General features: G+C 63.9%; 10 protein-coding genes. 4 read left to right on the forward strand and 6 right to left on the reverse strand.

The window, feature by feature from the left end:
- Window positions 1–12 precede the first annotated feature (12 nt).
- The 4 genes from trpA to ACQZAB_RS11655 are packed head-to-tail and all read left to right on the forward strand — an operon-like array spanning window position 13 to window position 4,343.
- A complete protein-coding gene (gene trpA, locus ACQZAB_RS11640) occupies window positions 13–846 on the forward strand; it encodes a tryptophan synthase subunit alpha (protein WP_428389690.1) in 834 nt (277 codons plus the stop codon).
- Window positions 846–1,154, forward strand: a complete 309-nt coding sequence (locus tag ACQZAB_RS11645; RefSeq protein WP_428389691.1) for a hypothetical protein — start codon at window positions 846–848, stop codon at window positions 1,152–1,154. Before trpA ends, ACQZAB_RS11645 begins: the two co-directional genes overlap by 1 nt.
- Window positions 1,155–1,210: 56 nt before the next feature.
- Window positions 1,211–3,673 (forward strand): tetratricopeptide repeat protein, encoded by a 2,463-nt coding sequence (locus ACQZAB_RS11650; protein WP_428389692.1) that lies wholly within the window; start codon window positions 1,211–1,213, stop codon window positions 3,671–3,673.
- Complete coding sequence (locus ACQZAB_RS11655) at window positions 3,663–4,343, forward strand: HAD family hydrolase (RefSeq protein ID WP_428389693.1); 681 nt, start codon at window positions 3,663–3,665, stop codon at window positions 4,341–4,343. Before ACQZAB_RS11650 ends, ACQZAB_RS11655 begins: the two co-directional genes overlap by 11 nt.
- 24 nt (window positions 4,344–4,367) lie before the next feature.
- On the opposite strand, the gene ACQZAB_RS11660 is transcribed toward ACQZAB_RS11655, so the two are convergent.
- The 6 genes from ACQZAB_RS11660 to ACQZAB_RS11685 form a co-directional block, all read right to left on the reverse strand.
- Window positions 4,368–5,981, reverse strand: coding sequence for an NADH-quinone oxidoreductase subunit N (locus tag ACQZAB_RS11660; RefSeq protein WP_428389694.1), 1,614 nt, complete (start codon window positions 5,979–5,981; stop codon window positions 4,368–4,370).
- Window positions 5,982–5,987: 6 nt separating this feature from the next.
- Window positions 5,988–7,646, reverse strand: a complete 1,659-nt coding sequence (locus ACQZAB_RS11665; RefSeq protein ID WP_428389695.1) for a complex I subunit 4 family protein — start codon at window positions 7,644–7,646, stop codon at window positions 5,988–5,990.
- Window positions 7,647–9,710: an NADH-quinone oxidoreductase subunit L gene (gene nuoL, locus ACQZAB_RS11670; protein ID WP_428389696.1), complete on the reverse strand. Its 2,064-nt coding sequence runs from the start codon at window positions 9,708–9,710 to the stop codon at window positions 7,647–7,649.
- A 9-nt stretch (window positions 9,711–9,719) separates the two neighbouring features.
- The gene (nuoK, locus tag ACQZAB_RS11675) at window positions 9,720–10,040 is read right to left on the reverse strand and encodes an NADH-quinone oxidoreductase subunit NuoK (RefSeq protein WP_428389697.1); all 321 of its coding nucleotides are present in this window, start codon (window positions 10,038–10,040) and stop codon (window positions 9,720–9,722) included.
- Between the two features lie 42 nt (window positions 10,041–10,082).
- A complete protein-coding gene (locus tag ACQZAB_RS11680) occupies window positions 10,083–10,904 on the reverse strand; it encodes an NADH-quinone oxidoreductase subunit J family protein (RefSeq protein WP_428389698.1) in 822 nt (273 codons plus the stop codon).
- 183 nt (window positions 10,905–11,087) lie between these two features.
- Window positions 11,088–13,301 carry a glycoside hydrolase family 15 protein gene (locus tag ACQZAB_RS11685; protein WP_428389699.1) on the reverse strand — a complete coding sequence of 738 codons (2,214 nt, stop codon included), beginning with the start codon at window positions 13,299–13,301 and terminating at the stop codon, window positions 11,088–11,090.
- Between the last annotated feature and the right edge of the window lie 172 nt (window positions 13,302–13,473).

Consider the following 13,473-nt stretch of genomic DNA (forward strand, 5'->3'; position numbering starts at 1 on the left):
TATCCTGTGCGGATGAACCGGATTGAGCGGATTTTTTCGGAGCAGGCTGCGTCTGGTGGGCGGGCGTTGATGCCTTTTCTGACGGCTGGCGATCCGTCGCTTGATCTGCTTGGTGATCTGCTGCTGGAGGCGGAGCGGAGCGGGGCGCACCTGTGTGAGGTGGGGATTCCGTTTTCGGATCCGATCGCGGATGGGCCGGTGATTCAGGCGTCGATGACGCATGCGCTTCGTGGTGGCGTTCGGGTGGACGGGATCTTTGAGGCGATTGAGGCGGTGCGTGCCAAGACGGAGCTTGGTCTGGTTGCGATGGTGAGTTATTCGATCGTGCATCGGTACGGGTTGGAGCGGTTCGTTAAGCGTGCCAAGGCGGCGGGTTTTGACGGGCTAATTTTTCCTGATCTGGCTTTGGAGGCGTCGGGTCCGGCGCGTGAGGCCGCGGCGTCGGCGGGGCTGACGCTTAGTCTGCTGATTGCGCCCACGACGGGTCTTGAGCGGGCGACCGAGATTGCGGCTGCTTGTACGGGGTTTGGATACATCGTGGCGAGGTCGGGGATCACGGGTGAGCAGTTGACGCTGCCTGAGGACCTGACGGTTCGGTTGGCGGCATTGGCGGAGCGGGTGTCTGTGCCGCGGGCGGTTGGCTTTGGGGTGTCGAGCGGGGCGCACGTGCGGACGATTCTGGAGCATGCGGAGGGTGTGATTGTTGGATCGGCGTTGGTGCGGCGGATCGCGGAGCAGCGTGAGGCGGGTCGTGAGGCTGTGTTGTCGGCGGCGGGTGGGTTTATCCGGTCTTTGGCGGAGGGGCTCCCAGAGACATCGGCGGGTGCCGGGGTGGGTGGGGCCTGATGATGGTGCTGCCTGACTGGTCACTGAGGGCGGTCAAGGGGCTGGCGGGGTTGTTGTGGGCTGGAGGGCTGATGTTGATGGGTTTGTGGCTGTGGGAGCATTTTGGAGATCGGTCGATGGAGGGGCGGTTGCTATCGCTTTCGGCGCTTGCGGGTGGGCTGTTTGTGTTCATGTGGATGGTGGCGGATGACGTTTTTCCGGCTTCAAACGAGGTGGTTACGGGCTTCCTGAAGGCGTTGGTGGGCGTGATTTTCTGGGCGTCTATCGGTCTCGTGGTGATTGTTATGGGCGTGGGTGCGTTGGGTTGAACGATAGAGGGGTTGGGGGCGTAGGTGATGAGTCCTTTGAGGCCGATGAGAGGTCGATGATGCAGGAACGCGTTCGCTGGCTTGGTTCGATGGTTTTGCTGTTGGCTCTGGGTTTTCAGTGGATGAATCCGGGAGGGGCTTTAGCGCAGTCCTCGGATGAGGAGGCGAGTCTGGATCGGCTGGTTGGGGATCGGCTGGTGCTGTATGCGCTTCAGTATCTGGAGGGTGACGGGGAGGTGCTTGATTTTCAGCTGGAGATGGCTGAGATGCTTTTCAATCAGGCGTTGTTGTTTTCGCCTGAGGACATCGATCTTTGGCGGTTGAAGGCTGATCTGGCAGCGGCTCGTCAGGACTGGGATGCTCGGCAGCGGGCGCTTCGGACGGTTCTGCGATTGGATCCGTCTGATGACGGGACGCGGCTGGACCTGATCTATCTGCTGCTTGAGGGGATTCAGACGCTGGATGCTCGGCTGGCGCGGGTGGAATCGCTTTTGATGGGTGAGCGGGCGGAGGAGCTGAGCCGTCCGTTGCGTTCGCGGCTGGCGGTGTATGCGGCGGCGGCGGCCCGAGAGTTGGGGGATCAGACGAAGTTTGCGCGTTGGTTGCGGGCGGCGGCGCAGCTTGATCCGGCGAACGATTCGGCGATGCGGATGATGCTGGATTATGCGATCGAGCAGGGTTCGGGGCTGGCGACGCTTGGTGCGGTGACGATGCAGCTGGTGGCGGCTGCGCCGCTGGATCGGGGGGCGCGGGTTGAGTTGGGGCTGCTTTTTCTGCAGACGGGTTGCTATGAGCGTGCGATTGGGCAGTTGATTCTCGCTTCGCAGCTTTCGACGGGTCCGTTGCCGCCTGAGGTGGTGAGTTCGGTGATTCTGGCGCAGCTGGCTACAGGTGACGTGGCTGGCGCGTCGACGACGCTGGATCGGATGCAGGTGACGTATTACGCGGGGCCTCTGGATGAGGAGGAACAGCCGACGCCCGGCGCGTTGCCTCTGTCGCTGGAGGTGCTTCGTCTGGCTAGTCTGATCAATGGGGATGAGGCGGCGGCGCTGGCTTCGTATGAGCGGATTGCTCGGGAGCTGATCGGTCAGGGCACGGTGGAATCGTTGGCGGCGCTTGGGCGTATCACGGCGATGCTGGCGCCGGCGCAGATTGATCGTTCGGGTTTGCTGGCGGGGTTGCAGGAGGTTGCGCCGGACGTGGCCTCGCTGGTGCAGGCGACCATTGATCTTGGGGAGGGGCGGTTGGAGGCGGCGCGTGATCGGCTGGTGCTGATTACGGCGACTGAACCGATGGCGGATGTGGTTCTGGCGACGATGCCGGGCGTGAGTGATGAGCGGGCTCGGCGTTTGTTTGCGCGGGCGGTTTCGGCGGGTCCTGAGGACCTGGCGGCGATTCTGGCGGGGATGCTGCATCAGGCTCGTTTTGGTGAGGTGGTTCGGCCGAGCAGGGATGGCGAGCGTCTGCTTGAGTTGATGGGGCGTTATCCGAGTCAGCTCTGGCAGTTGGATACGTCTTTCCGATCGTGGACGGATGTGGATCTGCGTGTGCATGAGGGTGGGTCGTTTGAGTTGCTGGACCCGATGCCGGCGACGTTGGTGGTGAGCAATCTGACGGGGTTGCCGATGACGTTCGGGGGTTCGGGCGGGGCGGTGAGTGATGTGGTGATGATGAGTTTTTCGGTGTCGGTGCTGGGGCGTCCGTATGCGAATCTGCCGCCAATGATCGTGGATGTTGATCGTCGGATCACGTTGGATGGTGGTCGGTCGATTGAGATCCCGATCAACCTTCGTCAGTCGATGCTGGCGGGTCTGACGGCGGACAATCCGTTTACGACGGTGTTTGTGGATATGAGCGTGGTGCTTGATCCTCGGCCAACGCGTTTTGGCGGCATTTCGGCTGGACCGCTTGGCGCGGTGGATAACGAGCGTGGCGTTGTGATTCGTTCGGTGCCGCCGACATCGGAGCGGTTGGACGAATGGATTGCGGGGATGGGTGATCTGTCGACGGCGGATGAGGTGCTGGCGGGCTTGCGTGTGATGGGTTGTGCGACGCAGGGATTGGTGCGTGGTTTGACGGAGGATGAGGTTGGGCGTGCAGCGGGTGAGTTGATTCAGGCTTATCTGCAGGCGGGTCCGAAGGCGCAGACGTATCTGATTATGGCGATGTCATCGGTGGAGCGTTCGAATCGTTTGCTGCGGCCGATTCTGGAAGATGCGGCGAATTCGGATGTTCCGATTGTTCGGATGGGTTATCTGCTTCGTCATGTCGGGTCGGCTGCGGATGTGTCGCTTCGCGACTCGCTGGATTCAGAGGATGAATCGTTGAGACGTTTTGCGGCGGCGTATGAGTCCTTTTTGTCGGTGCTTGAGCGGGCGCGTGTGGAGGCGGGGGTGGGGGCTCCGGATGCGGAGGCGGGTACGGGTGGGTTCATCGGTTTGCCGACGCCTGAGGAATTGCTGGCCCCGCCTGAGGAGGAGGATCCGTTCGGAGAGCGGTTAGAGCCTGATGAGCAGTGATTGGCTGGTGCTACTGGATATCGATGGGACGTTGCTGACGACCGAGGGTGTGGGTCCGGGTTTGATGCAGCGGGCGTCGGATGAGGTTTTGGGCGGGGCGCTTCGGTTTGATCGGGTGGATTTTTCGGGGAATCTGGATCCGTTGATTGTTTCGGAGGCGGCGGCTCATTCCGGAGTTGCGTTGGATGAGCTGCTGGAGCGGCGGTTTCGGGAGGCGTATGTCCGAGCGCTAGCTGCGTGGGTGGAGGTGGAGCGGCCGTCGCTTTTGCCCGGGGCGGAGGGTTTGGTTGCCGGGCTGAGGCGGGCGGGTGTGGGTACTGGTTTGGTGACGGGTAATTTTCCGGAGGCCGCACGGATCAAGCTGGATGCGGTGGGGCTGGGCCTGGATGGTTTTGAAGCGAACGGTTTTGGTGATGATGCGGCGGATCGGCCTGGTCTGGTGGCGGTGGCGCGGGAGCGTCATGGCACCGAGGTGGCGGATGAGCGGGTGGTGGTGGTGGGTGATACGCCTCGGGACGTGGCGTGTGCGAAGGCGCACGGGTGTGTGGCGGTGGCGGTGACGACCGGGCGGTTTGGGCGGGAGGAGCTAGCGGGGTGTGGTGCGGATCGGGTGTTGGATTCGCTGGAGGAGGCGGAGGCTGTGCTGGGTGGGATGGGGCTGATTCTGTAGCGGGTGTTTGGAGGGGTGTTGTTTTTATTTGGTTTCGGTGGCGCGTTGGGTTTCGAGTGTCAGCCTTGACTCGATGGCGGGTGTCTGCTTCTCGAGGGAGAGTCGGGCGGCCTGCGTAGAGGCGTTGAGGACGGGGCCGCCAAAGAGGCCGAGGGCGAGTGCGAGGGTGGCGGCGATGCAGGCGGAGGCGATGGCGAGTTTGCTGGTGGCGTGTGAGGGTGTTTTCTCTTCGGCGGGGGTTGTGGGCCTGGTGAGGATCATGGGGCCGGCGGCGAGGCGGAGGTAGTAGCCGGCGGAGATGGCTGAGTTGATGATGAGGATGGTGATGAGGGCGACGTGGCCGTCGGCGAGGCCGGCGGTCATGATGTGGAGCTTGCCTACGAAGCCGATGAGGGGCGGGAGGCCGAGGAGGGAGAGGGCACCCACGGCGAGGCAGATAGCAAGGAGTGGGTTGGTCGCGCGCAGGCCGTTGAGGTCGTCGTAGGTGTGGCCGTCCTCGGGTTCTTTGGGTAGGGCGGCGAGGGCTGCGAAGCAGGCGATGGTGCCGGCTGCGTAAGCGGGTAGGTAGAAGAGGAGGGCGGCGAGCCCGCTGGCCCCACCGGTGAGCGCGGGTCCGACGATCACGGGGATGAGGAGGTAGCCGGAGTGGGCGACCGAGGAATAGGCAAGCATGCGCTTGACGTTGGTTTGGACGAGCGCGAGGAGGTTGCCGGCGGTCATGGTTAGGACGGCTATGGCGGCGATGGCGAAGGCGATGATTTCGCCCGCGTCGGTGGCGGTGGGGTTCTTGTCGAGCGGCCAGCCGATCATGGCCATGATGAGGATGAGGGCGGAGAAGCCTGCGGTTTTGGGGATGACGGCGAGGAAGGCGGTGACGGGGGTGGCTGCGCCCTGGTAGACGTCGGCGGCGTAGAAGTGCATGGGGAAGGCGGCGAGCTTGAAGGCGATGCCGAGCACTGCGAGGAGGACGCCTGTGGTGAGCAGGGGCGTGAGGGTGCCGGTGCTGGCGGTTTCTGCGGCGATGGCGTTGCGGATGTCGGTGAAGTCGGTCGCGCCGGTGGCTCCGTAGATGAGGGCGAAGCCGTAGAGGAAGATGGCTGCGGAGAAGGCGCCGAGGAAGAAGTACTTGACGGCGGCTTCCTGGGCTCTGGGGTTGTTGCGGGAGGTGGCGACCATGACGTAGGTCGGGAGGGAGGTGAGTTCGAGGGCGAGGAATAGCCAGACGAGGTCGTCGGCTCCGGCGGTGAGCATGGCACCGACGGTGGAGAGCAGGGCGAAGGCGAAGAACTCGCCTCGGTTGCTGCGGCCGGGCTGGAACTCGGGGCCGGATTCGGCCTGGATGGTCTGGGGGAGCCGGTTGGGAACGGCGGCGCAGACGAGGATGAGGATGAAGGCGAGGAGTGGGAAGAGGACGCGGAAGTAGCCGCCGGCTGCGCCGAGGCCGACGCCTGAGTTGAGGGGTTCGCCGACGGTGAGTGCGAGGAGTGTAGCGATGAGGCAGGCGATGGCGGCGATGGGGGCGGTGAGCTGGCGGGTTGCCTGGGTTCTGGCGAGGCCTAGTCCGAGGCAGAGGACGGCTGCGATGAGCAGGGTCATCTCGGGCCAGAGGTTGAGGAGTTTCTCAAGCAGGGGGTTCATCGTGGGTTACTCGGTCGTGGGCCGTTCGGCGAGGGTTTGGATCGCTTCGGCGGGTTGATCTTGGTTGAGGTTTTCTTCGGCGACCTGCTGGTAGAGCTGGGCCTGGGCGCGGCTGGTCATCTCGGCGACGGAGGGTTCGAGGGTGCTGAGCATAGGGAAGGGGAAGATGCCGAAGATGAGGCAGAAGGCGGCGAGGGGAGCGAGGGCGGAGAGCTCTCGGGTAGAGAGGTCTTTGGCCTGTTCGGGGTCGTCAACGGCGCCGGAGTTGGGGTAGTGGGTGGCTTTGAGGGGGCCGAAGGCGAAGGTATTGGCGAGGCGGAGGAGGTAGAGGGCACCGATGATGAGGCCGAGTCCTGCGAAGAGGGCGAAGATCGGTCCGAGGAGGTTGGCGGAGAGGAAGGTGCCCATGAGGGTGAGGAATTCGCCGACGAAGCCGTTGAGGCCGGGGAGGCCGACGGAGGCCATGACGAAGAAGACGAAGAAGAAGGTCCATGCGGGCATGACTTTGGCGAGGCCTGAGACTTCGCCCAGTTCGCGGGTCTTGAAGCGGTCGTGGAGGATGCCAACGCAGAGGAGGAGTCCGCCTGCGGCGATGCCGTGGTTGACGAGGTAGGCGGCGGCGCCGACGGGTCCGATGTTCTGGTCGTCGAGGGCGAAGATGCCGAGGATCACGAACCCCATGTGGGAGATGGATGAGTAGGCGATGAGGCCTTTGGCGTCGGGCTGGACCCAGGCGATGAGGCCGGCGTAGATGATGCCGATGACGGCGAGGGTGGCGACGAGGGGTGCGTACTCGACGACGGCGACGGGGAGCATGGGCAGGACGATGCGGAGGATGCCGTAGGGGCCGAGCTTGAGGACGAGGGCGGCGAGGTCGACGGCACCGTCGGCGGATGAGCTCTGGTGGGCGGTGGGCAGCCAGTTGTGGAGGGGGAAGAGGGGGGTCTTGACGGCGAAGCCGAGCATGAGCGCGAGGAAGACCCAGCCCTGCTCGGTGGGGGTCATCATGGGGGCGGTGCTGATGAGGTCGTCGATCTGGAAGGACCAGAAGCCGGTGAGTTGGGCGTGGTGGGTGGCGATGTAGGCGAGGCCGGCGAAGGTGAAGAGGGCGGAGACGAAGCCGTAGACGAACATCGTCGTGGCGGCGCGGCCTTTTTCGAGGTGTCCGAAGCGGCCGATGAGGATGTAGGAGGGGAGGAGGGTGAGTTCGAAGAAGGCGTAGAAGAGGATGACGTCGCGGGCGACGAGGGCTCCGAGCATGGAGAAGAGGAGGACGTGGATCCAGATGAAGAAGGATCTGCGGTCGTCGGTTGCTTGTGTATCGTCGCCGGTGGGTGGTTTCGAGGCGAGGGCGGTGATGGGCATGACCAGGGCGGTGACGAGCATCATCCAGAGGGAGAGGCTGTCGATGCCGAGGGAGAAGGTGAGGCCGAGTTGGGGCATCCAGGCGACTTCAGAGGCGAGTTGGACGCCGTTTTGCTGCCAGTCGTAGAGGCCGAAGGCGGCGAGGACGATGCCGAGGGTGATGATGGATCCGGCGAAGCCGACATTCCATGCGGCCTGGGCGGTGGGCACGAGGCTGCGGAGAAGAAGCAGTCCTGTGGTGGCCAGGGGAACGGCGAGCAGTGCCAGCAGGAGCCAGCTGTTGGTGGAGAGCAGCGACATCTAGGTCAGGACCATGAAGACCAGGAGGCAGACGAGTCCGACGCCCGTGGCCATGCCGAGGGCATAGCTCTGGAGTCGGCCGGTCTGGCCTTGCTGGAAGGTGATGATGGCGAGGCCCTGCGGGATGAGGGCGAGTAGTTGGATGAGGCCACGGAGGCCGAGTTGATCGATGAGGGTGGAGGCGTAGCCGGTGATCTGTGCGGGGATGCCGACGGTGACTCGGTAGGTCTCGTCGACGTAGAGCTTGTCTTCGAGGGCTTTCTTGACGGGGCCGAGGGCCTTGGCGGTGGCGTCGCCTGTGTTTCGGCTGAGGGCGTGGAGGAAGAAGGCGAGGGTGATGCCGAGGAGGGCGACGATGGAGGAGATGATGGCGACGGCGGTGTGGACGTCCATGCCGAAGAGGGTTTTATCGTCGTGCTTGCCGTGGGCGGCGGGGTGTCCGGTGAGTTGGTAGGTGGCGTCGGGGTTGGCAGAGGACTCGTGGATGGCGTAGCCGATGAGGCCGTAGTCGACTTCGTGGAAGTGGTCGCCATGGGCGATAGCGGTGGTGCCGGTGCCGAGGAGGACCCCGCCAAGGATGGCTCCGGCGGCGAGGATGATGAGCGGGGCGTTCATCGGCCAGAAGGGCATTTCGTGGGGTTCGGTGGGTGCGTGGTCGCCGTGGTGGTGATCACCCATCTCGTATTCGGTGGGTCCGAGGAAGATGCGGAACCAGACACGGAAGGTGTAGAAGGCGGTGAGGCCGGCGGTGGCGACGGCGGACCAGGCGAGGGTGGTGTAGAGGAGGCTGTCTTCGGTGATGCCCTGGGAGAAGACGCGGTAGAGGATGGCGTCTTTGGAGTAGAAACCGGCTAAGAAGGGGAAGCCGGCGAGGGCGAGGCAGCCGATCAGCATGAGGATGGCGGTGACCGGGAGTTTGCGGAAGAGGCCGGACATTTTCCGGAGGTCTAGCTGACCGGCCATGGCGTGCATGACGGATCCGGCGGTGAGGAAAAGGAGGGCCTTGAAGAAGGCGTGGGTGACGAGGTGGAAGACGGCGGCAAAGGGCCCGAGGGCTCCGAGGGCGAGGAACATATAGCCGAGTTGGGAGACGGTGGAGTAGGCGTAGACGCGTTTGATGTCGTGCTGGGCGGTGGCGATGAGGCCGGCGACGATGGCGGTGAGGGCACCGATGACGGCGAGGGTGATGAGGGCGGCGGGGGCGAGGGCGAACAAGGCGGTGAGGCGAGCAACGATGTAGACGCCTGCGGTGACCATGGTGGCGGCGTGGATGAGGGCGGAGACGGGCGTGGGGCCTTCCATGGCGTCGGGCAGCCAGACGTAGAGGGGGATCTGGGCGGATTTACCGGCGGCACCGAGGATGAGCAGGAGGGGGATGAGGACGAGGTCGGGTCGTTCGGCAAAGGTCAGGGGGCCGTTGGCGGCGAGGAGGGAGGCGGTCTGGTTGAGGAGACCGGTTTCGCCTGAGAGTGTGACGGTGCCAAAGGTCTGGTAGATGAGGAAGATGCCGAGGGCGAGTCCGAGGTCGCCGATGCGGTTGAAGACGAAGGCTTTTTTGGCTGCTGCTGCGGCGGCGGGTCGGTGGAACTCGTGTCCGATGAGGAGGTAGGAGGCGAGGCCGACGCCTTCCCATCCGAGGAAGAGCAGGATGAGGTTGTCGGCCATGACGAGGTTGGTCATGGCGAAGATGAAGAGGGTGACGCCTGCGAAGAAGCGTGCGTAGCCGGGATCGCCTTTCATGTAGCCGGTGGCGTAGATGGCGATGAGGGTGCCGATGCCGGTGACGACCCAGAGCATGAGGAGCGAGAGCGGGTCGAGGAGGTAGCCGAAGTTGACGGTGAAGGTGTCGCCGAAGGAGAGCCAGGGGTAGAGGATGGTGGCGGTGGGGTTGTTCTGGATGACGGCGGGTGTGACGGCGGCGGTGATGAGGAAGCTGGCGGCGATGGTGATGACGGCGATGGTGCCGGCGAAGCGTCCGATGGCGGGCGCGAAGACGCCCCAGGTGCAGAGCAGTGCTCCGACGAGGGGTATCCATGGGATCCAGTTGGCCAGTTCGGGCTGCATGTTGGTTGGCTATCCCTTGAGGTCGGCCCAGGCCTGGACGTCGAGTGTTCGCTTGCGTCTAAAGAGCAGGACGACGAGTCCGAGAGCCATGGCTGCCTCGGCGGCGGCGATGGTGATGACGAAGATGACGAAGGTCTGTCCGACTTCGTGGAGGTGATATCTGGCGAAGGCTGCGAGTGAGACGATGACGCCTTGGAACATCATCTCGGTGCAGAGGAAGAGGATGATCATGTTTCGGCGTGTGAGGAAGCCGATCATGCCGAGCGCGAACAGGACCCCGCCGAGGGCGAGGTAATGGGTGAGGACCAGGTTGGTGAGTTCGTTGGCCATCCGTTGCTGTCCGTGCGTGCTGGCTGCGGTCCTTGGTGTTGCTTAGGCGCTGATGGGTTTGGTTTTGGCGGGGTCTTCGTCGTCGGGGACTTCGGTTCTTGCGATGACGACGGCCCCGATGAGTGAGATGAGGAGGATCACGCCTGCGAGTTCGATGGCGAGGGGGTGCGAGCGGAAGAGGTCGAGTCCGACGGCTTCGAGGTTGGAGAGTTCGGAGCGTTCCATGCGGAGGGCGACGACTTCTTCGGGGAGTCTTTCGTCGTTGATGCGGACGAGGGGGTTGGGCTCGCCGAGTGTCTGGGGGAGGGCTTCGGGGAGGGTGTTGGGCTGGAAGCTGAAGCTGAGGAGGGTTGAGAGGAGGACGAATCCGGCGAGGATGGCGAGCATGGGCTCTCGGGCACGGCGGTCGTAGAGGGGGGAGGCGTCTTCGGCTTCTGCTTCTGCGGACTGGGCGGCGAGCATGATGACGAACATGTAGGTGACGAGGATGGCGCCGCCGTAGATGACGATCATGGCGAGGGCGATGAATTCGGCGGAGAGGGTCAGGAGGAGTCCGGCGCTGGAGAGGACGACCATGATGAACCAGAGGGCGGCTCGGACAGGCTGGGTGTGGGTGATGACACGGACGGCGGCGGCGATGGCGATGAAGCCGAAGACGTAGTGGTAGAAGAAGGCGGCGGCATCGATGCCGAGGGCGTCGGTGAGGTTCTGGCCGAGGACGACCCATAGGACGGCGAGGAAGGCGAGTCCGATTAGGGCTCCGAGTCCTCTGAGGAGGTTGCCTCGCTGAGGCATCATGCAGAAGAGGCCAACGGCCCCGAGGACAGTGGCGATGAACAAGCCGATGTTGTTGAGGTTCGCCATCTTCGGGTGGTGCCTGATCGGGACTAGCGTTGGTTGCGCGGGACAGGAACCGCCCAACCCCTTGAGGGAAAGCAGAATAGGCGCGCGGCGGAGGCGATGCAAGATGAGCGCGATTCCGTCGCGAGGTTTTGGCGCGGCGATGGCTTGGGTGGATGACCTAGCGACGGTCAGGTGGGCTAGCCGTCAGGAAGCGAGGCGTGGGATGGGTGTGGTGATGCGTTGGCGCATGGTGGCGGGCTGGTCGATGGAGGGCGCTGGTTCGGCGACGCCTGAGCGGAGGGCTTCGAGCTTGGTGAGGTAGCCGCCGACGGAACTGACGAAGGTGGCGTGGGACCATGTGAGGGGCGAGACGGAGAGCGGGGCGTTGGTTTCGGGGTGGACCTGTTCGGCGAGGATGCGTGAGGGCAGGGCTCGTTCGGCGGTCCAGCGGATGAAGCGAGCGGCCTCTCGGAGTTCGTCAGGGGTGGTGGCTTTGGCGACGTAGTAGTCGGCCATCCAGAGGGTGCAGATGAACCATGGGTTGCCGGGGATGTTGTCGACGTCCTGGGAGACCTGGTGGTAGTAGTCGTTTCGGTAGCGAGCGACGCCGCCGACGTCGGTCTTGACCCAGAGCTGGTCTTCGATGGCGGTCATGGTGCTCTTGACGCGTTCGTCTTCGACGGGGAGGAGTCCGAGGGCGAAGATGGCGTACATGGAGCTGTCGATGACTTCGTCGCGGTAGAACTCGATGTCTTCGGGGGGTGTTTGGGGGAGGGTGACGCGATCGAGGGCGTCGAGGTGTTTCTGGCCTTCGGGTTGGGGTGCCCGTCCGGCGAGGATGTCGGCCATGAGTCGTGCGGTTCGTTCGGTGTCGAGGGGTTCGATGCGTCGGAGGAAGCGGTTGTGTTCGGGGCTCCAGAGGTGTCGGCAGAAGCCGTCGCGGACTTCGTAGGCGGCCTGGGCGTAGGTTTCGGCGAGTTGCTGGTCGCCGAAGGCGTTGGCGAAGTTTTCGGCGGATTTGAGGCCGGCGTAGACGGAGGCGACGGTGAAGGTGTGGACGCCGTAGCGTTCTTCCCAGAGGTCGTAGGAGGGCAGGGGGAGTCCGGTGGCGGGGTCGCGGAAGCGGACCATGAAGTTGGCTGCGGGCTGGATGAGTCTCATCCAGAGGGGGCGGACAAATTCGATGTCGCGGTAGCGGACAAAGTGTCGCCAGAGCGCCCAGATGACGAGGGCGGTTTCGTCTTCCTGGATGGGTACCTGGGGTTGGCCGTTGGAGGTCCAGGGGTGCCATGAGGAGGCGGGGCTGCCATCGGGTCCGTACTTGTGGAGGAAGTAGCCGCGGTGGTTGATGATCTTGGCGCAGAGGGAGAAGAAGGAGCGTGCGACATCGGGGTATCCGGCGGCGTCGAGTCCGTCGGCGACGAAAGCTCCGTCTCTGGGCCAGAGGTAGGAGTAGGTGTCGCGGGAGAACTGCATGATGTCGGAGTCGTTGGCGGCGATGATGGCGCCGCCGTTGTCGATCTGGGATCGGACGACGAGGAGTGATCGTTTGTAGAGTTCGGAGACTTCGGGTCCGAGGCCGGTTTCTTCGCGGTCGCAGAGGGGGATTCGGTTGGCGTTGAGCCAGAGTCGCCAGTAGTTGGCTGTGCGGTCGATGATGCCCTGGGGTCCTTCGCGATGGACGAAGTGGTAGAGCTTTTCGACTTCTTCATAGCTCTGTCCGAAGGCGATGACCATGTAGACCACGACTTTTTCGTTGGGCTCGAGCTGGACGCGGGTGAGCATCGTGGAGTCGACGGCGCCCTGGGCGATGGGGTTGTTGCCAAGGTGTCCGTCCTCGGCGTCGCGCCAGGTGCCTTCTGCGCCGCCGAAGCCGGCGGTGCCGGTGGCGTATTCGTGGATGGCGGGATCGCCTGAGGCGTAGAAGCAGCTGAGGACGTAGCGCTGCATGCGGTAGTGGATGAGTGACTGGACCTGGGGGTCGTAGTAGGCGGTATCGCCGACGCGGGTGCCGTAGAGGAAGAGGTCCTGGTGGTGGAGGAGTCTGGCTTCGCGGGGCTGGTCGGTGAGGTTTTCGACTTCGATGCGTCGGACGAGGAGGGGTCGGTGGTAGTCGACGGCGTCGTTGCAGCGGAGTTTGATCTGGAGCTCGGGGTGGGTCATGTGGACATCGGTGACGAGGGTGTCGTCGAGGTAGCCGTGTTGGATGTCCCAGCCCTGGTCGGACCAGAAGAGTCGTTTTTTGCGTCTGTCGGTTTTGGTGGCGGTCGGAATATCGGACCAGACGCCGAAGCCGCAGGCCCCGCCGGCACCGTGGTTTTCCTGCCCGACGTGGGGGTAGTAGAGATCGCGGATGCGGTAGTGGTGGTCGAAGGTGACGAGGAGTTGTCCGTTGCCGACGGGGATGTCTCGGGGCATCGATGGGTTTTCCTGCGGCGATCGGCTCGCTTGTTATCGGTGTCTGAGGGGTTTCGGGCGGACCGTGTCCCCTGTGTTTGCTAAAGTCATCGGTCAGAACGGCCTCGGACTGGGAAGAACCCCTAGATTACCGCGTTGGACGCGAGTTCCGAGTGTTGTTTTCGAGGAAAGC

The organism is Mucisphaera sp., assembly GCF_965279675.1.
In the GTDB taxonomy this organism is placed as follows: Bacteria; Planctomycetota; Phycisphaerae; order Phycisphaerales; family Phycisphaeraceae; genus Mucisphaera.